The sequence below is a fragment of the Allobosea sp. 47.2.35 genome (assembly GCF_024655635.1).
In the GTDB taxonomy this organism is placed as follows: Bacteria; Pseudomonadota; Alphaproteobacteria; order Rhizobiales; family Beijerinckiaceae; genus Allobosea.
The window spans coordinates 199,615-221,079 of sequence record NZ_JANLGI010000001.1; the positions used below are offsets into that span (position 1 = coordinate 199,615).

Sequence of the window (21,465 nt, forward strand, 5' to 3'; positions counted from 1 at the left end):
CATGACGCATTTGACTCGCCGTTCTGTCCTGCGGGCGTCCTTGGGCGCCGCCGCTGTCTCTCTCGTCCCGTTTCGGGAAGCCGCACGGGCCGAAACCTATCCGTCGCGCAACGTCAGGATGGTCGTGCCTTATGCCGCAGGCGGCACCACCGATTTCGTCGGCCGGCTGATCGCGGAGGCGATGAGCGCACCAGCGAACGGACCGCGCTTCTTCGTCGAGAACAAGGCGGGTGCGGCCGGGGCGATCGGCATGAAGGACGTCGCCGGTTCCAAGCCCGACGGCTACACCGTCCTGCTCGGCGATTCCACGATGGCGGTCACGCCTACGTTGACGCCCGCCGCCGGCATCGACCCGCTGAAGATGTTCAGGCCGATCAGCCTTGTCGCAACCTTCCCTTCGGTTCTCGTCGTGCACCCCAGCGTGCCGGCGAAGACGGTGGCCGAACTGATCGCTTATGCGAAGGCGAACCCCGGCAAGATCAACTTCGGCTCGGGCGGCGTCGGCACCGTCCCGCATCTGCAGGGCGAACAGTTCAGACTGAAGACCGGCACAAGCCTGCAGCACGTGCCGTACCGTGGCGCGGCGGCCGCCCTCCAGGACGTCGTCGCCGGGCAGATCCAGATGCTGTTCACCGCGGCGCCGACCGCGCTCTCGTTCATCGAGGGCGGGCAGCTCAGGCTGATCGCGACAACGGGCGCCGAACGTCTGCCCATCGCCGCGCAGGTGCCGACGCTGGTCGAAGCCGGCGTGAAGGACTTCGTCTCCTCGCAATGGTTCGGCCTGCTTGCGCCGGCCGGCACGCCGGAGCCGGTCGTCGCACGCCTCAACGAGATGGCCGTGCGGGCGACGCGCGATCCTGCTCTGTCCAAGCGCATCGCCGACCAGGGCGGCTTCCCGCAGCCGGGCTCGCCGGATGATTTCGCGCGCTTTATCGCGAGCGAGATCAAGACCTGGGGCGAGGTCGTCCGGGCCTCGCAGACCTAGCCGCATCATACGGCAAATCCCGCGCTGGAGACCCGAGCGATGACCTGGTTCGCACCGCCGCAGCCGATCGAAACCACGGTCCATGCTCGCCTTCCCGAGGTTTTTCGAGTTCGGCAGCCGAACGCCTGGGGCGATGCCAACAAGGGTGGGCAGGCGGTCGACTCGTTCCTGGAAGGCCCCTGCCTCGGACTCGACGGCACGCTTTATGTCGTCGACATTCCGTTCGGCCGGATCTTCGCGATCGATCCGGCCGGACAGTGGCATCTCGTCATCGCCTATGACGGCTGGCCGAACGGTATGAAGGTCGCGTCGGACGGCCGGCTGATCGTGGCCGATTACCGTCGCGGCCTGCTCTCCATCGATCCCGGAAGCGGGGCCATCGAGACCATCCTCGGTGCCGTCAACAGCGAAGGCTTCAAGGGGCTGAACGACCTTCAGCTCCTGCCGGACGGGTCGATCCTTTTCACCGACCAGGGCCAGACCGGCATGCACGACCCCAGCGGCCGCCTCTATCGCCTGTGGCCGGACGGCCGTCTCGACCGGATCATCGCCAACGCGCCGAGCCCGAACGGTGTCGCTGTTTCGCGTGAAGGCAGTCATGTCTTCCTGGCGCTGACCCGCGCCGCCCAAATCTGGCGGGTGCCGCTCGCCCCGAGCGCCCAGGCTGGCAAGACGCAGGTCTTCGCCCAATTGCCGGGCGGCCTATCGGGTCCGGACGGCCTCGTCGTCGACGGCCATGGTCGCCTGATCGTCTGCGATCCCGGTCACGGCTGTGCCTGGGTCCTCTCGCCGCTCGGCGTGCCGCTCTATCGCGTCATCTCCTGCGCCGGGCGGACCGTGACGAATGCGGTGCTGCTGACCGACGGAGTGACGCTGCTTCTGACCGAATCCGAGACCGGGCAAATCCTGCAGGCGCGCCTTCCGGGCATGCCATGACCATCGACAGCCTCGGGCGGACCTGCGCCGAGGTGCTGATCCTGACCTGTCACGTCTCGAAATAGGCGGTGTTGCGTCCGCCGATCACGATGTCCCAATTGTAGAGTGCTTCGCCGCCTGGACCTTGGCCGACAGGCTGGCCGAAGTGCCGGGCCTGCGCCTCGCCGAGCAGGATGAACATCGGGTCGCGGGCGAGATGCGGGTCACCCTCGAAATACATCTGGGCGATCAATCGGGCCGAGCCACCGCGGATCGAGACATGGACATGGGCCGGCCGCCAGCGGTCGATGTCGGGCCGCGCCAGATAGGAGCCGGGCCGGATCGTGCGGAAGCGGTAGCGCCCGGCCTCGTCGGTCATCGTCCGGCCGAAGCCGAGAAAATTCGGGTCGAGGCGTTCGCGCACCGGGTCCTTCACATGGGTGTAGCGCCCCCATTTGTTGGCGTTCCAGATCTCGACCAGCGTGTGGCGCACCGGCCGGCCGAACTCGTCGACCACGCGGCCGGAAATCTCCATGACTTCGCCCTCGGCCTGTGGCCGCCCCGGTGCGATGCGGGTCAGGTCGTTCTCACCGAGCTTGAGCCCCGGCAGATCGGAAAGCCAGGGCACGAAGCTCTGCCGTGCGGCCTCCGGGATCAGGTGCAGGCGTTCGATCGGCACGCGCCGCTCGGCGGCCCCATCGGTTGGGCCGGGCAACATGAGGCGTCCGCGATTCAGGGTCATGGGCTTCTCCGCTCAGCTCGAAAGATCGTCGAAGAAGGGCGTCTCGCCTTCGCCGCGCAGCACGATCGCGATCTCGTAGAGCGCTGGGCCATCGGATGGCGTGACGATCCGCCTGGCCACCAGCCGCTTGCGCAGCGCGGCGGGCAGGCTCGCCAGCAGCGGGTCGGCCTCGTTGGTCTCGGCCTCGTCGTCGAAGAAGACTTGCGTCACGAGCCGGGTGATGCCGTCCGAGAAGATCGTCAGCGTGATATGGGGCGCCCGCGCCGCGGTGCCATCATCCGTCCGGATCGGGCCGGGCTTGACCGTCTTGAAGTCGAAGGGCTGCAGCGTCGTGATCAGCCGGCCGAAGCCGTCGAAGAACGGATCGAGCAGGGGATGGCCGTCACTGTCGGGCGTGCGCAGGATGCCGGCGGCATTGGCCTGCCAGAATTCAACCAGCGCATCTTCGACCGGCTGTCCGTCGCTATCCAGCAGGTGCCCGCGCAGGATGATCTGCCGGCCTTGAGGGCCGACGCTCAGCCCGTGGTGGAGCCGTGTCAGGTCGCTGCGGTCACCGTCTATGAAGGAATAGGGATAGTAGGGGCCGACCGTATCCTCGGCGAGAGGAGCCAGCCGATTGGTGGTGCCGGATGCATCGCTCATCGCGCGGCCTCGCCGAACCATTTGCCCATCGTTCCGCTCCCCTATTTCGTTTTGTTTATATACAAAACTTTGTTTTAATCAAACGCGCCGGTACGCTGTCAGAAGCGCCCGGCATCGGTCCTGATGCGCTCGCCCGTGAGCGAGGAGGAGGCATCGGAGGCGAGGAACAGCGCGGCGGCCGCGACCTCCTCGGGCGTCACCCAGCGTCGCAACGCGGCGACATCGGTGTAGTTCTGCTTGATGATCTCGGCCGGGTCGCGCCCCTCGGCGGCGGCACGCCGGGCGACGACGCGGTCCATCAGTTCGCCCGAGACGGCACCGGGGCAGAGCGCGTTGACGCGGACGCCGGCCGGCCCGACCTCGCGTGCCACCGTCTCGGTGAGGCCGATGACCGCGAACTTCGTGGCGCAGTAGGCACTGCGCATCGGATAACCCTTGAGGCCCATCAGCGACGACATGTTGACGATCGAACCCGAGCCCTGCCTGCTCATGATCCGGCTGGCGACGCGCAGGCAGTTCACCGTGCCGAACAGGTTGATCTCGACGCAAGTCCGCCAGGCATCGAGATCGACATCGGCGATATTGCCGATCGGGCCGCTCTGGCCGGCATTGTTGACGAGCACATCGACCTTGCCGCTGATCGCCAGCGCCTGCGTGAACAGCGCCTCGACCTCGTCGAGCTTCGCGACATCGCAGAGAACCGCCGTGCCGCCGATCGCCTGCGCGACGGGCTCGATCGTCTCGCGGGTGCGGCCGGAGACGACGACATGGGCGCCGGCCTGGGCGAAGGCCTCGGCGATCGCCTTGCCAATGCCGGTGCCGCCGCCGGTGACGATCGCGACACGCCCGTCGAGACGATTGAAATCCTTGGCCATGGGTGCAGTCACCTGTGCGATCAGGCCGCGGCGGCGGCTGGGTTTGCGAAACGGCCGGGGTCGAAGAGCGGCAGCTCCGGTTCCCGGCCGAGGATGAGGTCGCCCATCAGCGCGCCGATATAGGGGCCGATGGTGTAGCCCCCGCGCACGCAGCCGAGCAGGAAGGCGTTCTCGATGCCGGGTGCGGCACCGGCGAGCGGGTAGAAATCCGGGACATTGGCCTCGAAGCCGGTCCAGGAGCGCACCACGCGGAAGCGGTCGAGACCCGGAACGGCGAACATCGCAAGCCTGAGATTCGGCAGCAGCGTCTCGGGATCGACGCAGCCACGGCCCTGTTCCGGCGAGCCGGTGCCTTGCCAGCCGCCACCGATCAGCACGCTGCCGTTCGGCTTCTGTTTAAGCGTGAGGAGACCCGTGGCGTGGCCGATCACGGTGCCAACCAATGGCGGCCCTCGCTCGGTGACGGACACCGTGTTGACCCGCGCCCGCACCGGCAGGTCGAGCCCGATCATCGCGGCGGCGCTCTTCAGCCAGGCGCCGCAGGCTAGGAGCAGGCGGGTGGCGCGGATCGGGCCTGCCGAGGTGGCGAGTTCGAAGCTGCCGCCATTGCTGTCGATGGCCGTGACGGGCGTGTGTTCGCGGATCGCGACGCCGGCCGTCTCCATCCGTGCGCGATAGTAGGCGCCTGTCAGGCTGGCATTGGCGTAGCCGTCCTCGGCGGACCAGCTCGCCGCGACGACCTTACGCGACAGGTTGGGTTCGAGTTCCGCGACGCGGGCTGGCGAAATCAGCTCGATCGGTGCGCCTGCTTCCCGCTTCAGCGCCATGCGCTCATGCAGCAGGTCCGCTTCGCGCTGGTTGAAGGCAAGCGTGATGCCGCCGGTCTTGTGGAAGCCGACATGCGCGCCGGCATGCTCCCAGAGTTCGTGCCCCTTGACGGCGTAGGGCATCAGCTTGACCCGCTTGATCTGCAGCGAGAGCGTCCCGGCATTGACGCCGGAGGCTCCGCTCCCGATCGTCTGCTGCTCGATGACGATCACCCGCATCCCACCTGCGGCGGCACGGCAGGCGGCGGCGCTGCCCATGATGCCGCCGCCGATCACGGCGAGATCGTAGATGTCGCTCATAGCGGGACCGGGGCGGGGATCGGGAGGTCGTCGTAGTTGAAAGCGCCGGTGATCGCGGCGAGCGGGACCGGGCGCAGGGGAGGTCGGGCGCTGGGCGGCCGATCGTCTCGCGGCTCAAGCCTGTCGCGGCGCAGATCAGCATTGCCGCTGCCTCGCCGCAGACGCGGCCGCCGCAAGGCCCCATGCCGCAACGCGTCATCGCCTTGAGGTCGGCGAGTGTCCTCGCGCCGGCCGTGATAGCGGTGTCCAGTGTCGCGCGGGTCAGGCCTTCGCAACGGCAGACGGTCGTTTTCGCGTCGATCAGAGCGGCGGCGCCGGGCGGCGGCATGGCGAGCGCCGACATGGCCGCGCCGAACCGGGCCGACCGGCGCCAGCGCGTCGTCGTTGCCGCAGCTTGCCGCTCCAGATCGCGACCACGCCCGAGCCGGCGCGCAACGCCGATGGCGGCGAGTTCGCCCGAGAGCGGAGCCGCATCGGCACCGCGGACGCCGCCGCCGTCACCGGCGATGAACAAGCCGGGGACGGAGGTTTCCAGCGCAGCATCGACCTCGGGCACCCAGCCGCCGAGCGTTGGTTCATAGCGGTGCCGGGCGCCGAGCAGCCGCGTGACCTCTGTCGACGGCAAGAGGCCGAAGCCGATACAAGCCGCGTCGGCCTCGATCGTCTGAAACGGATCGCCAACCGGCTGCCAATCTCCATCGATACGACCGATCTCGACCGATGTGACGCCATCCGTGCCATGGATCGCGCGGATGGCAGCGCCGGAATGGATCGGAACCCGCGCTTTCAGGAGTTGCAGCAGCCAGCCCGCGCCTTTGGCCATAAGGTCAGGCCGCGCCGCCATGCTCCCAAGCCGGGCAAACCAGCCTGCGCGGGGCGCGGCATCGACGATCGCCGCGACTTCTCCGCCGGCCGCGACGATCTTGCTGGCGACGAGCAGGAGCAATGGCCCCGAACCTGCGACCACCACCCTCCGTCCCGGCAGGACGCCATGCGATTTGAGGAGGATCGTGGCGCCGGCGAGCCCGATGACGCCCGGCAATGTCCAGCCGGACACCGGGATATGCCGCTCGACCGCGCCGGCCGCCACGATCAGGTTGGGCGCTTCCAGCGTCAGGGGGCCGTCGGGGCCGACCGCAGTGACGGAAAAACCCGCCGTCAGCGACCAGACGCGCTGGTTCATGTGAAGGGCGGCACCACTGGCCGTGAGCTTGGCGCGAAGGTCATCGCCTTTCTTCAGCTCGGGATCGGCCGGGGCTCTCGCCAGCCCGGCGGAGGGCGCGCGATAGACCTGCCCGCCCGCTTCCGGCGCCTCATCGATGACCGCGACCGACAGGCCGAGCGCGCGCGCCTTGATCGCCGCCGTGGCTCCGGCCGGGCCTGCGCCCAGCACGATGAGATCGAGCGGGGGGCTCATCGCAACCTCTCGACCACGAGGCCCTCGCGGACGAGGGTGCGGCAGGCTTCCGTCTGCCGGCCGTCGATCAGCACGACGCATTCCTGGCAAACACCCATGAAGCAGAAGGCGCCGCGCGGGCCGCCGTCGTCGCGATGGATCCGCAATGTGCGCCGCCCCTGCGCATGGAGCGCGGCGGCCAGCGTCTCGCCCTCGGAGGCCGTCAGCGCCTCGCCGTCGAAGCTGAAGCCGACCTTTCGCTTCCAGGCGCCAGCAGCGTCGATGCGCAGATCACCCTCCATCTCAATGACCGGGCAAAAGGCCGAGCTCGTCGAGCGTCGCCCGCAGCTTGTCGAGCGCCGGCCCGGCGAGCGGCAGCAACGGATCGCGCGGCACGCCGGCCGGCAGGCCCTGAAGGTTCAGCGCCGCCTTGAAGGAGGAGGGCCAGGTGCCCAGCGACATCAGCGTCTCGTAGACGATGGTGAGCTTGTGGTGGGCGTCGACATAGGCGGCATCCGGCGCCTTGCGGCCGATCTCCATCAGTTGCCCGGCCGTCTTGCCGAGCAGCTCGGGACCGGTCGCGATGAAGCCGGAGGCGCCGAGCGCGCTGCCGGCGAGGATGTAATAAGCCGGGCCGACCATCACCGCGATCCGGTCGCCCATCCGGCGCAGCAATCGCGTCAGATGACCGATATCGCGGTTGGATTCCTTGATGCCGACGACAGGGGCGACGCCCGCGATCGCCGCGACATCATCGATCGAAAGCTCGATCACGGCGCGGCGCGGCGAGTTGTAGAGCACGATCGGCATGTCGACCGCCTTTCCCAGCAGGTCGAAGCGGCGCAGCAATTCCTCGCGCGTCGCCTTCATCACATAGGTCTGTGGCATCACGAGGATGCCGGCGGCGCCGGCATCGCGCGCGGCTTGCGCATATTGAATCGTCTGCTTCGAGCCCGGCGCGGTGCAGCCCATCATCACCGGCACCCGCCCGGCGCTGCGATCGACGGCGATGCGGGTGAGCCGTGCGCGTTCGTCGCGATCGAGCGCCCAGCTCTCGCCATTGTCGCCGGCCACGCAGATGCCCTGCGCGCCGATACCGATCAGGTGCTCGACCAGATGGGCGAAGGCGTCCTCTATGATCTCGCCACGCTCGTCGAAGGGCGTGACCACGGCCGGCACGAAGCCCTTGAGCGTGTCCTTCGTCAGCAGCGTCATGCGGGTCGTCCTGAAGGGGAGGTGGCGAGGAGCCGGGCCATGGGCATGCGGAAGATGGCGCCGGTCTGGGCCTCGACGATGAACAGCGTCGATTGGTCGGGTGAGAAGGCGCAGGCCGTCGTCCAGAGTCCACCCGGCGTGTGGACCACGGCGACGGGATCGCCGAGCGCATCGACAAGATAGAGCCGCCCGGCCTGTGCCTGCGCGATCGCGATCCGGCCGGAAGCATCGACGGCCAGCCCATCCGGACCGAGGCCGCCGGAGAGCTGGAGGAAGGTGCCGACCATCGGCCAGGCCGGATCGGGCGCCTCGGCCATGAAGCGCCAGACCGCATTGGCACGGGTGGCCGCGAGATAAACGAGCTTGCCGTCTGGAGAGAGCGCGATGCCGTTGGGATAGGGCACGTTCGCCAGGATCAGGTCCGGCTGCGTCTCGCCTTGTCGCAATCGATAGACCCGGCCGCTCGGATCCGAGAGGCTGGAACGGCCGGAATCGGTGAACCAGACATCGCCATTGGGCGCGACCGTAAGGTCGCTCAGGCCCCGGAAGGGCTCGGTATTCACCCGCCCGCAGAGTGTCGTGACGGTCTGCGTCGTGGGATCGCAGACGAGCAATCCGTGACGGTAGTCGACGATGAGCCAGGTGCCGTCGCCGCGCGGGCGCAGGCTGTGCGGCTCGCCGTCATATTCGAAGGCGAGCTGCCAGCTTCCGTCCGGCGCGATCCGGAACAGCCGGCCATAGGGCACGTCCGCCAGCCAGAGATGGCCGTCGGCATCGAAGCACGGGCCCTCAAGAAAGGAATGCAGGCGCTGGCCGGGCCGCGTGGTGCGGACCCAGTCGGTCGGCTCGCCCGTCCAGTGCAGCGCCTCGGGCAGGCGCGTAAACAGCTCGGCATCGTGACGGGGAAAGGGGCCGATCATGCGACGATGCCTCGTTCCCTCAGCGCAACGATCTCGGCCGGCGAGCGGCCGAGATTGCCGAGGATTTCGTCACTGTGCTCGCCCAGCCGTGGCGGGGCGCGGTCGATCGCCGGGCCGGCTGTGGCATAGGAGAAGGGCGCCAGCGGCACCGAGACCGGAGCAGCGCCTGCCTCGCCCGGTTGCAAGGCGTGGAAGAAGCCGCGCTTGTCGAGATGCGGCAGGCACACGGCTTCCTCGAGGGTCCGGACACGCTCGGCCGGAATGCCGATGCGGTGGAGATAGATTTCCCATTCGGCAGCGGTGCGCGTGCGCATGATCGGGACGAGCGCCTCGCGCATCGTCTGCGCGGACGCCCAGAGTTCCGGCCAGCTATCGAGAGCGGCGAAGTCGGGACTTCCGAGCGCTTCCCACAACCGCTTGTTCTGCCGGGTGTTGAAGGCGCCGAGCATCAGGAGCCCGTCCGCCGTTTCGTAGGTGCCGAGCCCGGCCTCCTTCGGGCGCGGCTGGCTCGGGCCTTCATAGAGCGCGGCGGCGGCTTCGGGTGCCATCAGGGTCAGCGCGGTCTCGAACATCGAGCAGTCGATCACCTGTCCGACCCCGCTCGCCTGCCGCTGAAACAATGCGGCGGAGATTGCGAATGCAGCGGCATAGCCGGTCGCGTAGTCGATGAAGGAGGCGCCGGATTTCACCGGCTCGCCCGCGCGCCCGGTGGTCCGCGCCATGACGCCGGAGGCGGCCTGGATGACATTGTCATAGGCGTTCACGGCTTCGCGCTCATGGCCGCGGGCGAAGCCGGTGATCGAGCAGCAGATGAGCCGGGGATTGCGCGCCTGCAGGGTCTCCGGCCCGAGCCCCAGTGCCGCCAGCGCGCCGGTTCGGTAGTTCTCGACCAGCACATCCGCATCGGCGACGAGGTCGAGCAGGATGGCTCGTCCTTCCCCTGTCGCGAGGTCGAGCGCCAGCGAGCGCTTGTTCGCGCCCTGAACGAGATAATTGATGCCGAGCCCCGCCGCGTTGAGCGCATCGTCCGGCCCGCGCCCGCGCGCCGTGTCGGGCATGCCGGGCGGCTCGATCTTGATCACGTCGGCGCCGAGCAGGGCGAGCTGATAGGCGCAGAACGGGCCCGCCAGGACATGGGTCAGGTCGAGCACCCGGATACCGTGAAAGGGGCGTTGCGCTGGCAGGCTCAAGGGGCGGCCACTCCGTTATTGTTTGTTATATGGAACTATGTTTTGTATATCAACATGATTGTGACAACAGCGGAGAGCGTCGTGCCACCGTCGAACAGCATGCCGAAGCGGTCCGCCGTGCTCCACCGCAACCTTCGCAGCACGCCGCCGCTCGCGGTGAAAGGCGAGGGCGTCCATCTGATCGACGCCAACGGCAAGCGCTATCTCGACGCCAGCGGCGGCGCTGCCGTCTCCTGCCTCGGCCATGCCCATCCGCGTGTCATGGAGTGGATCGCGGCCCAGCTCGGCCAGCTCGAATATGCCCACACCTCCTTCTTCACGAACGGGCCGAGCGAGACCCTGGCGCAGATGCTGATCGACCGTGCTCCGCCGGGGTTCGGGCAAGGGCGCGTCGCCTTTCTCGGCAGCGGCTCGGAGGCGATGGAAGCGGCGATGAAGCTCGCCCGGCAGTATTTCGTCGAGATCGGCCAGCCGCAGCGCAGCCGCTTCATCTCGCGGCGGATGAGCTATCACGGCAATACGCTGGGTGCGCTCGCGGTTGGCGGCCATCCCGGCCGGCGCAAGCTGTATCAGCCGATACTGATCGAGACCTCGCAGATCGCGCCCTGCCATGCCTATCGCAACCGGCGTGACGACGAGACGCTGGAGGCTTACGGCCTGCGCGCCGCGGACGAACTCGATGCCGAGATCCGCCGCCTCGGCCCCGGGACCGTCGCTGCCTTCGTCGCCGAGCCGATCGTCGGAGCGACGCTTGGTACCGTCACCGCCGTCCCCGGCTATTTCGCCCGTATCCGCGAGATCTGCGACCGTCATGGCGTGCTCTTCATCGCCGACGAGGTGATGTGCGGCATGGGCCGCGCCGGCGCCTTCTTCGCCTGCGAACAGGAAGCCGTGCGGCCGGACATCATCACCATCGCCAAGGGGCTCGGCGCCGGCTACCAGCCGATCGCCGCGATGCTGGCGAGCGAGCGCGTCGCCAAAGCGATCGAAGACGGCTCCGGTCTGCTCGCAAATGGCCATACCTATATGAGCCATGCCGTCGCCTGCGCCGCCTCGATCGCCGTGATCGAGACGATCGAGCAGGAAGGCCTGCTCGACAATGTCCAGCGGATGGGTGCGCTCTTATCGTGCCGGCTCCATGAGGCCTTCGGCCAGCATCCGCATGTCGGCGATATCCGCGGGCGGGGCCTGTTCCAGTCGATCGAGCTGGTCGCCGATCGCGACAGCAAGCGGCCCTTCGCGGCGAAGCGGAACCTGGCTGCCCGGATCAAGCAGGAGGCGCAGGAGCTCGGGCTGATCTGCTACCCGTCGAGCGGCACGGCCGATGGCGCCGATGGCGACCATGTCCTGCTGGCGCCGCCCTTCATCATCGATGCCGGCCATGTCGACGAGATCGTCGGCAAGCTTGGGCGCGCGCTCGCCACGACCCTTTCCACGACCGACCCCGCTGCCTGAGGAGCCCCGCCTTGTCCCGCAAGACCATCCTCACCTGCGCCGTCACCGGCAACCTGACGACCCGCGACCAGCATCCCGGACTGCCGGTGACGCCGGCCGAGATCGCCACTGCCGCCATCGAGGCCGGCAAGGCGGGCGCGGCTGTCGTCCATATCCATGCCCGCGATCCCGCGACGACCAAGGGCAGCATGGACCTCGCTCTCTTCCGGGAGATCGTCGACCGCATCCGCCAGTCCGGCTCCGACGTGATCCTCAACCTCTCGACCGGGGAGGGCGGGCGCTATATCCCGAGTCTCGACAACCCGGCCGTCGCCGCTCCCGGCACGACATTGACCACGCCGGAGCGCCGTGTCGCCCATGTCGAGGCGCTGAAGCCGGAGATCTGCACGCTCGATCTGAACACGATGTTCTCGGGCAGCGCCGTCGTGATCAACACGCCGGGCAACGTCACCGAAATGGCCCGGCGCATCTATGCGTCCGGTGTGCTGCCGGAGCTGGAGATATTCGACGGCGGCGACCTGCAACTGGCAAAGGCGTTGCAGGAGGACGGCACGCTGCGCAACCCGCTGCTGATCCAGATCGTGCTCGGCGTTCGCTACGGCGCGATCCCCAATCCGCAGACGCTGTTCTACTTCGTCTCGCAATTGCCGCCGGGTTGCATCTGGGCGGCCTTCGGCATCGGCCGCCATGAGTTCCCGCTGCTGGCGCAGGCCTTCCTGCTCGGCGGCCATGTCCGGGTCGGGCTGGAGGACAACGTCTATATCCGCAAGGGCGTGCTCGCCCGCGACAATGCCGAGCTGGTCGAGAAGGCCGGAACGATCGTCGAGAATCTCGGCGGCTCGCTCGCGACGGCGGCCGAGGCGCGCGCGATCCTCGGGCTCTAGACTGCCGGGGTTACGCTAGCCGAGCCGGACGGAGATGCGCGCGGCCGCCGCGCGTACCGCTGCCAGATAGCGCCCCTCGATCGCGTCGAGATCGAACGCGGAATCGGGACCGGAGATGTCGATGGCCGCGACGACCTCGCCGCGACGGTTGACGACCGGTGCCGAGATCGAGCTGCCCGCCGCCTCCATGATGCCCCGGCTGACGACGTGCCCACGCGTGCGCGCCGCCGAGACGGCCTCGGTCAGTTGCTGAAGCGAGGTCGGGGTCTGGTTCGTCAGCGGCTCGAACACCGCGTTGCGGAAGAGATCCGCGAGTTCTGGTTGCGGCAGGCCGGAGAGCAGCAGCCAGCCCATCGGCGAGGCATAGGCCGGTACCCGCGAACCGACATTCATGTTGCTGAGGAAGCCCGAGCGGGTCTGGACGCAGCTCAGATAGAGCACGTCGCGCTCGTCCCGGATCGCCAGATGCGCGGAGACCTGGGTCTCGTCGCGCAGCGCCTCCAGCTCGGGCCGCGCGATCTCGATGATGTCCTTCGAGGCGAGGAAGGCGAAGCCGATATTGAGCACGCGCGGCCCCAGCGTGAACTGCTTGGACTGCTCCTCTTCCAGGAAGCCCATATGCCGCAGCGTGTAGACCAGCCGGAAGACCGAGGAACGCGTTAGTCCGAGCTCGGCCGCGATCTCGGAAATGCCCAGCGGGCGGCCGGCGCCGGCGACGATTTCCAGCGCGCGCAGGCCGCGATGCAGGCCCGGCACGAAATACACCGCGTGGTTCTTGTGCTGCGTTTCCGCATCCGCTGCGTCTTGCATGGCATCCCGACTCGCTGTCCTCGGTCGATTTGCATGTAAAACACTTGGTCGTCGGGGTCACCTGCGCGGATGGCAGCAGGATGCGCGGGCACGGTCGGGCGCATCCTGCGTACCGCGCCGCGACCGGTCCGGTCAGCCGAAGGTGAAGGCGTAGGCACGTACGCCCGGGTCGAGGAACTCGATCTCGACGATTCGGTCGCCGACAGGTCCTGCCTGGCGCACCAGCTGGTAGAGCCGGCCGTCGCGAACGGTGCCGAAGCCCTGCTCGTCGGTATCGGAGCCGTGGCTTGCTCCTGGTGCTGCGCCGTCGATCCTGACGCGGAACCGGACGGGCCGGTCGGGCGTGCCGGGGACCAGCACGAGATGCAGGTCACGGGCATGGACACGGTAGCGCAGTCCCCCACCGGCGGCATTCAGCGCAGCGAATTCGGGGCCGACCGTCCAGTTGCCCGACAGGCTCCAGAAATTCGCGGGCAGGGTGGCCGGATGCCGGTATTCGCGCGGCTGGTCGCGGGTGAGCGGGCCGGGGGAGGCGAAACGCTCGGCCTTGTCATGGCCGAGATAGGTCTCGGGGGAGCGCAGATTTCTCCGGTCGGCCTCCTTCTGCGTGCCCTGGCCTTCGACGGGCTGGCTGGGACTGGCGATGCCGGTGGCGTTCGCTTCGGCCAGCAGGCGCTGGATCACCCGCTCTGTCTGCTCGTAACGGCCTTCGCCGGTTGCCTGATGGCGGATGCGGCCATCGGCACTGAGGATATGCAGACCCGGCCAGCCGCTGTTGCGGAAGGCGCGCCAGATGCGGAAATCATTGTCGAGCACGACCGGGTAGCGAATGCCGAGCGCGGCGCTGGCTCGGGCGACATTGTCCTGGACCTTCTCGAAGGCGAATTCCGGGGCGTGGACGCCGATGACGACGAGGCCTTGCGCTTCGTATTTGGCCGCCCAGCTCTTCACATGCGGCAGCGCGCGCAGGCAGTTGATGCAGGAATAGGTCCAGACATTGAGGAGGACGACCTTGCCGCGAAGATACTCGGCGCGAAGCGGGGCCGAGTTGACCCAGCCCGTTCGGCCAAGCAGCGAGGCGAGGGGGGCGGCGATCGTGTCGGGGCTCGCAGCCACCGCAGAGTTAGGCCAGAGGCTCGCGGGATCCGAAACCAGCTTCACCAGCGTGTTCTCCAGCTTGTTGGTCTGTTCGGTGGAAAGGCGCTGGAGCAGGCTGGTATCGAGGCCGAGGCCCAGCACAGTGACGCTGCCGATCGCGGCGATACCGGCGAGCCGGCGCGCCCGTTCGACCCAAGGCAGCGACGAGCGCAGGCGCATGAGCGCCAGCCGCCCGGCCATGAGCGCGGCTGCCAGCGAGGTGGCGGCGCCGATGCCGTAAGCGAGCAGAAGCGCGCCGGTCTGGGGGGCGGGGCCGCTCAAGGCGGCACCCGAGAGGATGAGACCCAGCACCGGACCGGCGCAGGGCGTCCAGAGCAGCCCGGTGGCTACGCCGAGTGCGACTGAGGAGATCAGGCCTGAGCGTCCGTCCCGAGCCCAGAGGGCCAGCCGCGATCCCGCCGCGACGAATGGCGCTGCGAGCCGGGCAGACAGCGCCGGCAGCACCAGGCCGAGGCCGAAGATGGCGAGCAGGACCAGAGCAGCGGCACGGCCGAACTGGTTCGCGGCCACGGCCCAGCCGCCGGCGAATGCGGCAAGGCTCGCCACCGCCGCGAAGGCGATGGCGAGTCCCAGCAGCATCGGCAGGCCGCTCCGGCGGAAGGGCCGATCGGCACGCGCCAGGATGAAGGGCAGGACGGGAAGGATGCAGGGCGACGCGATCGTCAGAACGCCCGCGAGATAGGACAGGATGAAAAGCGACATCGGGGCGCTCCCGTTCGGGCGGTGGCGTCGTCGGTGACAGGCTCGGGGTGCTCGAGCCGGCCATCCATGACCCGATGGCTGTTCCCCGGCAGGGAAGCGGCCATCGGCTGGAGCGTCAGGCGATGGTGGTCACCACGTCGATGTTGCCGCGGGTCGCCTTCGAGTAGGGGCAGGTCTGGTGCGCCGCCTCGACCAGAGCCTCGGCGACCTCGCGCTCGATCCCGGGCAGGCTGACATTGAGCCGCGCCTGCAGGAAATAGGCACCGTCGGTGTTGGCGAGATCGACCTCGGCATCGACGGCGGTGTCCGCGGGCAGCCGGAGCTTGCGCGCGCCGGCGGCATGGCCGAGCGCGCCGATGAAGCAGGCCGACCAACCTGCCGCGAAGAGCTGCTCCGGATTGGTGCCGGCGCCGGACGAGCCGGGCGGGGAGAGCGTGACGTCGAGGCGGCCGTCGGCGCTGCGAGCGGCGCCGTCGCGCCCGCCGGTGGTGTGGGTTCGGCCGGTATAGAGAACCTTGGTGCTCATGAAGCTGCCTTTTCCTATTTGTATCGTATCCGCTTTAATCGGATACGCTTTATCTGGGAATGCGCCGCCTCTTGTCAATCCCTTCCGATTTAATCGGATGCGATTTATATGGTTGGCATGCAGCCTGGCCTGGATATGGGAGACATTCATGACGCAATCGAAGCCGCCGGACCTTGCAACCCGGAATCTCGGCGATTTCATGTGTTTCGCGGTTTATTCGGCCAATCTCGCCTTTGGCCGGGCCTACAAGCCGATCCTCGAGGAGCTGGGCGTCACCTACACTCAGTGGATCGCGATCGTGGCACTGTGGGAGGATGACAATCAGACGGTGAAGAGCCTCGGCGAGAAGCTGTTCCTCGAATCGAACACGCTGACACCGCTCCTCAAGAAGCTCGAGGAACTCGGCTACCTGCGCCGCCAGCGCGATCCCGGCGACGAGCGGCAGGTGATCGTCAGCCTGACGGAGGAGGGGCGGCGCCTGCGCGAGCGGGGAGCACAGCGGAGTCTGGTCAAGGCGACAGGCATGGAGGCGGACGAGTTCGCGAAGACGCAGAAATCGATCGTCAAGCTCCGTAACAATCTGATCAAGCACGCGCAGGCGTGATCGTCGCGGCTCAGATCGCCGGCCTTTGCGCTATGCGGACATCCGCGCGTTGCGCTGGATGCCCGGGACGCTTCGCGAGGCAGGTTCTCTTCGCGGTCCTGGCATGGCGACACGGAATCACATCGGATCGTGATCGCGGGGCCGCGCGGTCGTCGCCAGCCTAAGGAGTGCGGGCCATGGACCGCTTCGATGCAATGCAGGTTCTGCTGGCGGTGGTCGATGCCGGCAGCCTGTCGGCTGGAAGCCGCAAGCTGAATGCGCCGCTGCCGAGCGTCAGCCGGAAGGTCGCGGAGCTCGAGCGCTATCTCGGTACCCGCCTTCTCGTGCGAACGAGCCGCAATATCCAGCTTACCGATGCGGGCCGCGATTATGTCGATGCCGCCTGCCAGATCATGGCACAGCTCGATGACGCCGAGCTGCGGGCTTCGGGTGAATACGAAGAGCCGCGGGGCGTCCTGACGGTCACCATGCCGATCTCGTTCGGCCATGATCACATCCTGCCGCTCGCCTATGATTTCCTGTGCGAGCATCCCGAGATCAGGCTGAACGTGCTCTGCCTCGACCGGACCGTTAGCCTGATCGACGAGCATGTCGATGTCGGCATCCGGTTGGGTGCGCTCGCCGACAGTTCGCTGCATGCGGTCAAGATCGGCGAGTTCGGCTTCGTGACCTGTGCCAGTCCGGACTATCTGGCGCGCAAGGGGTATCCGGCGCGGCCGGAGGATCTCGCCGGCCATGACGGCGTGGTTTTCGGACAGATCACCCAGCCGGGCTGGGTCTACCATCGGGAAGGCCGCAGGCTGGAAGCGCAGCCGGATGTCCGGATCCGCGCGAACACCGCCACCGCTGCCTTGACCGCCGCCTTGCGCGGGGCCGGGATCATCCGGGCTCCCCGCTATCAAGTTGCCAGGGCGCTGCAATCGGGCGCGCTGATCTCCCTTTTCGATGCCTATGAGAGCCCGTCGTTTCCGGTGCACCTGATCTATGCGCGTCAGGGCCTTCTCCCGCTCAAGGTGCGGGTGTTCATCGACTGGATGGTGCCACGGTTGCGGCGGGCCTTGAAGGAACTCGTCGCTCCCGTGCCTGCGGGAGATTCGCAGGGCGCCAAGCCGCTGGAGGCCGGCTCGGCGTGAGATCCAGCCGAGCCTCTTCTATCGTGGCATGAGAGGCTGGCTATCGCCTTTGCCGGCTGATGGCGGTTCGAGGGTTTTCCTAACTATCGGGCATCCCGAAGACTCCAGCAGGAGATTTGACCATGCCCGCAAAGACCCTTTTCACTGCGAATGTTCATACTGTCGGCGGCCGCGAAGGCTGGGCGAAGAGCTCGGACGGCCAGCTCGACGTCAAGCTGTCGATCCCTGGCTCGAACCGCCCCGGCACCAATCCCGAGCAGCTCTTCGCTGCCGGCTGGTCCGCCTGCTTCGAGGGCGCCCTGGCCCATGCCGCTCGTGAACAGGGCGTCAGGCTGCGGCCCAAAACCGCCGTCGATGCCGAGGTCGATCTGGGGCTCGACGAGGTGGATGGCTACTTCCTGAGGGCCCGTCTGAACGTCAGCATTCCCGGCATCGCCGAGGATGTCGCGCAGCGGCTGGTCGATCGTGCGCATGCGACCTGCCCCTATTCGAAGATGACCCGCAACGGGATCGAGGCCCGCGTCGCGCTCGCCGTCGCAGCGTAGGACAGGCCAGGGCTCCCGGAGCGCCTCATAACCTTAAGCCTCCGTCATCTCTGGGGGCGGAAGGCTTCACGGCGTCGGCTTCGCGTTGCCTGAGCGCTCGGTCGCTGCACCATGCGAAGCCTGCTGTGACCGCGAGCCGATCCGGCTCGCGGTCACAGATATCCCGAAACGCCGTCCCAGAGCAGCTTCAGCGCGGTGACGACCAGCAGGCCGTAGCAGGCGCGATAGACCTGGCGCTGGTCCAGCGCGCCGTGCAACCGCCATCCCAGCCAGATTCCGGCGGGGATGGCGAGGAGGCAGATCGCCATCAGCGCCCAGACCTTGGCCTCGGGCTGGACCAGCATCAGCCAGGGCACCAGCTTGGTGGCGTTGCCGACGGTGAAGAACAGGCTGGTCGTGCCGGCGTAGATCTCCTTGCTGAGGCCGAGAGGCAGCAGATACATCGCCAGCGGCGGGCCGCCCGAATGCGCCACCATGGTGGTGATGCCGGAGGTGAAGCCCGCCGCGAGCGCCTTCGGCGTCGAGCGAGGCTGCACCGTGACCTCTCCGCCGCGCAGGAACCAGAGGCTGACGAAGACCAGCGTGATCGCAGCCATGACGATGGCGATGGCGCGATGGTCGAGGAGGCGGAACAGCAGGTAGCCGCAGCCGATGCCGATCACGAGCGCCGGGACCAGCAGGACGAGATCGGGCTTCGACCAGGTCGAGGCCTTCCAATAGCGCAGGGCGTAGAGGTCCATCGCGACGAACAGCGGCGCGAGCATACCGCCGGCCGTGACCGGATCCATCACGGTCGACAGGAGCGGGATGCCGACGATGGCGAAGCCGCCGCCGAATGCACCTCTCATGAAGCTGATCAGGAAGACGCCGGCAAAGGCGACCAAGACGATTGCTAGCGTCAGGTCCATGACGATGCGCCCCAAAGCGATGGCTGCTCGCGCCCTCGCATCACATCGGCTTGCGGTCGGGCCGTGGTACGAGGCCGTGCACGGCCGCCTCGATCTGGCTTCTGGCGATCCCGATGTCGTGCAACGCATGCTCGTCGAACTCGTACAGGTCGGCAATGGCGGCGCGGTTGACGAAGTAGCGTGAGGCCGCCTGGTACAGCGCGCCCGGTAGGCGGAGCAATGCCTCGGAGCGCTTTGTGCTGACGGGGCGGGTGATGATCGGCAGAACTGCGGACATATTGGCCTCCGTTGGGTTGCACCGGGCTGACATCGGCAACAAGCCCCCATCACGTTGGCGAGGTCGTCGCCAGCCGTCGTAACCCTCGCGATTTCCGGTGCGGCTGGGTTGATGCGAACAAAATGATCCGGTACATTGATCGGAGCAATAAAAACATTGTACTCGGTGCAATAAATGTCGAAATCCGATTATCTCAAGCTGGCCGATGTGATCTCGGCTGATATCGCCGAGGGCAGACTGAAGCCGGGCGAGCGTCTGCCGCCGCAGCGCAATTTCGCCTATGAGCGCAAGATCGCGGTCTCGACCGCGAGCCGGGTCTATGCCGAGCTGCTGCGCCGCGGCCTCGTTGTCGGCGAGGTCGGCCGGGGCACCTTCGTCTCGGGGGAGGGCAGGCGCGGTGTCGCGGCGCCCGGCGAGCCGACCGGCACAAGGATCGATCTCGAGTTCAACTACCCGATCCTGCCCAGGCAGGCCGCGTTGATCGCCAGGAGCCTCGCCGGTCTGGACGAGAGCGCGGCCCTCGATGCCGCCTTGCGACAGGCGACCAGCGTCGGCACCCCGGCGATCCGCAGCATCGGCGCCGCGTTTCTGTCACAGGGGGGCTGGTCGCCTGCGCCGGAGCAACTGGTCTTCACCGGCAATGGCCGCCAGTCCGTCGCCGCGGCGCTCGCCGCCCTGGTGCCGGCCGGCGGCCGCTGCGGTGTCGAGGCTCTGACCTATCCGTTCATCAAGGGGATCGCGGCCCGGCTCGGGGTCACGCTGGTGCCGCTGGCGATGGACGAGCATGGCATGCGGCCGGACGCGGTCGAGAGGGCGCATCGCGAGGCCCATCTCTCGGCGCTCTATGTCCAGCCGGCGGTGCAGAACCCGCTGGGCATGACGATGCCCCGAGCACGTCGGGCCGATTTGCTCCGAGTCGTCGAGGCGCTCGGCCTGCCAGTCATCGAGGACAATGTCTACGGCTTCCTCGAAGACGAACCGCCCTCGGCGGCGCTCGCGCCGGAGAGCTGTCTGGTTATCGACAGTCTCTCAAAGAAGGTCGCGCCGGGCCTGACGCTGGGCTTCGTCGTCACACCGCTGCGCCTGCGCGAGACCGTCAAGGCTTCGGTGAGGTCGGGCGGCTGGACGGCGACGGGTTTCGCCTTCGCGGCGGCGCAACGGATGATGAGCGACGGCACCATCGCCGAGCTCGCCAAGCTCAAGCGCCTCGATGCCCGTGCGCGCCAGGCGCTCGCCGCGGAGCGCCTAGCCGGTTTCGAGATCCAGGCCAACCCGAATTGCTATCATCTCTGGCTGACGCTGCCGGGGCATTGGCGCTCGCAGAGCTTCGTCGCGGCCGCGGCGCGGCGCGACATCGCGCTGACGCCGTCGAGCACCTTCGCGGTGACGCCGGGCCATGCGCCGAACGCCGTCAGGCTGGCGCTGGCGACGCCGAGCATGGAGCAGCTCGACCTCGGCCTGCACACCCTCGCCGCCTTGCTGCATGCCAGGGAGGACGATTTCGATTCGACCGAGTGAGGCGGGCGCCAGCGCCACCGATACAGGCTTGCCTCAGGAGAACGCCGCCTCGTCGAGGTCGATCGAGACCATCACAGGTCCCCGAGCGGGAACCGGCCACCGCGTGCTCCTGTGCCCTTGTCCAACTGAGCCGGTCAGGCCGCCTTGCGGTAGCGAGGGGCGGGTGTAGCGGTCGAGAGCTTGCCGATCATCGCCTGCCGGGCGGCTTCGTAAGTGTCGAAGAGCGTGCCGTCCTGAAGAGGGGGGATGGTGACGAACTCGCCCCGGTCGAGCGCGACGAGCGCGGCGTCGACCAAGTCCTCGCTGCGCATCACGATCTCGCTAGGGAGATGCTCGACCGGGACGCCGGCAATCGCCCAGAAATCCGTGGCTGTGGCGCCCGGCAGCACGACCTGCACGGTGACGCCGGTGTCGGCAAGCTCGTGCCACAGGTTCTGGCTGAAGGCGAGGACAAAGGCCTTGCTGCCACCGTAGACGCCGTTCAGTGCTTCCGGGTTGATCGCGACGATCGAGGCGATGTTGACGATGGTCCCGGCGCCGCGGGCGATGAACTGCGGCACGATCGCATAGGTCAGGCGGGTCAGTGCCGTGACGTTGAGCGTGATCAGCGAGGTCATCTGGTCGATGTCGGAGTCGACCAGCTTCAGCGCGCCGCCGAGCCCGGCATTGTTGACGAGCAGGGTGATATCCGGGGTCTCCCGCAGGAAGGCTTCGACGCGGGCGAGGTCGGCCGCATCGCCGAGATCGGCGGGCAGGACATCGACCTTGCGGCCGGTCTTCGCGCTGATCCGGCCGGCGACCTCGGCCAGCTTGTCCGCGCTGCGCGCCACCAGGACGAGATCATAGCCCCGCTGCGCCAGGCGGTCGGCATAGACCGCGCCGATGCCGCTCGATGCGCCGGTGATGACGGCGGTTCCCAATAGTTCTGACATGTTCGT

Annotated in this window: 22 protein-coding genes and 1 pseudogene; 8 read left to right on the plus strand and 15 right to left on the minus strand. The window is 67.8% G+C overall.

All coding sequences use genetic code 11. The features are described 5' to 3' along the window. Window position 1 precedes the first annotated feature (1 nt). The gene (locus NUV79_RS01010; RefSeq protein ID WP_257731221.1) at window positions 2-985 is read left to right on the plus strand and encodes a Bug family tripartite tricarboxylate transporter substrate binding protein; all 984 of its coding nucleotides are present in this window, start codon (window positions 2-4) and stop codon (window positions 983-985) included. A gap of 39 nt (window positions 986-1,024) precedes the next feature. Next, window positions 1,025-1,921, plus strand: a complete 897-nt coding sequence (locus tag NUV79_RS01015) for an SMP-30/gluconolactonase/LRE family protein (RefSeq protein WP_257731222.1) — start codon at window positions 1,025-1,027, stop codon at window positions 1,919-1,921. A 49-nt stretch (window positions 1,922-1,970) separates the two neighbouring features. Here NUV79_RS01015 and NUV79_RS01020 read toward each other — a convergent pair whose 3' ends face one another. The 9 genes and pseudogenes from NUV79_RS01020 to NUV79_RS01060 form a co-directional block, all read right to left on the minus strand. Then, complete coding sequence (locus tag NUV79_RS01020) at window positions 1,971-2,642, minus strand: dioxygenase family protein (RefSeq protein ID WP_257731223.1); 672 nt, start codon at window positions 2,640-2,642, stop codon at window positions 1,971-1,973. A 12-nt stretch (window positions 2,643-2,654) separates the two neighbouring features. Beyond that, window positions 2,655-3,284, minus strand: coding sequence for a protocatechuate 3,4-dioxygenase subunit alpha (gene pcaG / locus NUV79_RS01025; protein ID WP_257731224.1), 630 nt, complete (start codon window positions 3,282-3,284; stop codon window positions 2,655-2,657). Window positions 3,285-3,382: 98 nt separating this feature from the next. Beyond that, window positions 3,383-4,159: an SDR family NAD(P)-dependent oxidoreductase gene (locus NUV79_RS01030; RefSeq protein ID WP_257731225.1), complete on the minus strand. Its 777-nt coding sequence runs from the start codon at window positions 4,157-4,159 to the stop codon at window positions 3,383-3,385. Between the two features lie 20 nt (window positions 4,160-4,179). Further along, entirely contained in the window at window positions 4,180-5,286 is a 1,107-nt protein-coding gene (locus tag NUV79_RS01035) for an NAD(P)/FAD-dependent oxidoreductase (protein ID WP_257731226.1), read from the minus strand. Window positions 5,287-5,431: 145 nt separating this feature from the next. After that, a pseudogene (locus NUV79_RS01040) lies at window positions 5,432-6,784 on the minus strand (FAD/NAD(P)-dependent oxidoreductase); the annotation flags it as partial. Continuing rightward, window positions 6,700-6,984 (minus strand): (2Fe-2S)-binding protein, encoded by a 285-nt coding sequence (locus NUV79_RS01045; protein ID WP_257731227.1) that lies wholly within the window; start codon window positions 6,982-6,984, stop codon window positions 6,700-6,702. The gene NUV79_RS01045 and the pseudogene NUV79_RS01040, both read right to left, overlap by 85 nt. A 1-nt stretch (window position 6,985) precedes the next feature. After that, a complete protein-coding gene (locus NUV79_RS01050) occupies window positions 6,986-7,897 on the minus strand; it encodes a dihydrodipicolinate synthase family protein (RefSeq protein WP_257731228.1) in 912 nt (303 codons plus the stop codon). Further along, the gene (locus NUV79_RS01055; protein ID WP_257731229.1) at window positions 7,894-8,817 is read right to left on the minus strand and encodes an SMP-30/gluconolactonase/LRE family protein; all 924 of its coding nucleotides are present in this window, start codon (window positions 8,815-8,817) and stop codon (window positions 7,894-7,896) included. Before NUV79_RS01055 ends, NUV79_RS01050 begins: the two co-directional genes overlap by 4 nt. Continuing rightward, on the minus strand, window positions 8,814-10,007 hold the full coding sequence (locus NUV79_RS01060) for a CaiB/BaiF CoA transferase family protein (protein WP_257731230.1): 1,194 nt from the start codon (window positions 10,005-10,007) through the stop codon (window positions 8,814-8,816). The genes NUV79_RS01055 and NUV79_RS01060 overlap by 4 nt, the downstream gene beginning before the upstream one ends. Before the next feature lie 99 nt (window positions 10,008-10,106). On the opposite strand from NUV79_RS01060, the gene NUV79_RS01065 reads away from it, so the two are divergent. Next, the gene (locus tag NUV79_RS01065; RefSeq protein WP_257731527.1) at window positions 10,107-11,462 is read left to right on the plus strand and encodes an aspartate aminotransferase family protein; all 1,356 of its coding nucleotides are present in this window, start codon (window positions 10,107-10,109) and stop codon (window positions 11,460-11,462) included. 11 nt (window positions 11,463-11,473) lie between these two features. Continuing rightward, window positions 11,474-12,346 (plus strand): beta-keto acid cleavage family enzyme, encoded by an 873-nt coding sequence (locus NUV79_RS01070; protein WP_257731231.1) that lies wholly within the window; start codon window positions 11,474-11,476, stop codon window positions 12,344-12,346. Between the two features lie 15 nt (window positions 12,347-12,361). Here NUV79_RS01070 and NUV79_RS01075 read toward each other — a convergent pair whose 3' ends face one another. The 3 genes from NUV79_RS01075 to NUV79_RS01085 form a co-directional block, all read right to left on the minus strand. Then, on the minus strand, window positions 12,362-13,156 hold the full coding sequence (locus tag NUV79_RS01075) for an IclR family transcriptional regulator (RefSeq protein ID WP_257731232.1): 795 nt from the start codon (window positions 13,154-13,156) through the stop codon (window positions 12,362-12,364). A gap of 132 nt (window positions 13,157-13,288) precedes the next feature. Next, complete coding sequence (locus tag NUV79_RS01080) at window positions 13,289-15,016, minus strand: redoxin domain-containing protein (protein WP_257731233.1); 1,728 nt, start codon at window positions 15,014-15,016, stop codon at window positions 13,289-13,291. Between the two features lie 115 nt (window positions 15,017-15,131). Next, window positions 15,132-15,542 carry an organic hydroperoxide resistance protein gene (locus tag NUV79_RS01085; protein ID WP_257731234.1) on the minus strand — a complete coding sequence of 137 codons (411 nt, stop codon included), beginning with the start codon at window positions 15,540-15,542 and terminating at the stop codon, window positions 15,132-15,134. 148 nt (window positions 15,543-15,690) lie between these two features. Between NUV79_RS01085 and NUV79_RS01090 the strand changes: the two genes are divergently transcribed. From NUV79_RS01090 to NUV79_RS01100, 3 genes are all read left to right on the plus strand, one after another. Then, window positions 15,691-16,146 (plus strand): MarR family winged helix-turn-helix transcriptional regulator, encoded by a 456-nt coding sequence (locus NUV79_RS01090; protein ID WP_257731235.1) that lies wholly within the window; start codon window positions 15,691-15,693, stop codon window positions 16,144-16,146. A 176-nt stretch (window positions 16,147-16,322) separates the two neighbouring features. Further along, on the plus strand, window positions 16,323-17,279 hold the full coding sequence (locus NUV79_RS01095) for a LysR family transcriptional regulator (RefSeq protein WP_257731236.1): 957 nt from the start codon (window positions 16,323-16,325) through the stop codon (window positions 17,277-17,279). Window positions 17,280-17,395: 116 nt separating this feature from the next. Next, window positions 17,396-17,824: an organic hydroperoxide resistance protein gene (locus NUV79_RS01100; protein ID WP_374678606.1), complete on the plus strand. Its 429-nt coding sequence runs from the start codon at window positions 17,396-17,398 to the stop codon at window positions 17,822-17,824. A 152-nt stretch (window positions 17,825-17,976) separates the two neighbouring features. On the opposite strand, the gene NUV79_RS01105 is transcribed toward NUV79_RS01100, so the two are convergent. Beyond that, window positions 17,977-18,732: a sulfite exporter TauE/SafE family protein gene (locus NUV79_RS01105; RefSeq protein WP_257731238.1), complete on the minus strand. Its 756-nt coding sequence runs from the start codon at window positions 18,730-18,732 to the stop codon at window positions 17,977-17,979. A 40-nt stretch (window positions 18,733-18,772) separates the two neighbouring features. After that, window positions 18,773-19,009: a DUF1127 domain-containing protein gene (locus tag NUV79_RS01110; RefSeq protein ID WP_257731239.1), complete on the minus strand. Its 237-nt coding sequence runs from the start codon at window positions 19,007-19,009 to the stop codon at window positions 18,773-18,775. A 174-nt stretch (window positions 19,010-19,183) separates the two neighbouring features. Between NUV79_RS01110 and NUV79_RS01115 the strand changes: the two genes are divergently transcribed. Beyond that, window positions 19,184-20,527 (plus strand): aminotransferase-like domain-containing protein, encoded by a 1,344-nt coding sequence (locus NUV79_RS01115; RefSeq protein WP_257731240.1) that lies wholly within the window; start codon window positions 19,184-19,186, stop codon window positions 20,525-20,527. Window positions 20,528-20,661: 134 nt separating this feature from the next. On the opposite strand, the gene NUV79_RS01120 is transcribed toward NUV79_RS01115, so the two are convergent. Beyond that, complete coding sequence (locus NUV79_RS01120) at window positions 20,662-21,459, minus strand: SDR family NAD(P)-dependent oxidoreductase (protein ID WP_257731241.1); 798 nt, start codon at window positions 21,457-21,459, stop codon at window positions 20,662-20,664. Between the last annotated feature and the right edge of the window lie 6 nt (window positions 21,460-21,465).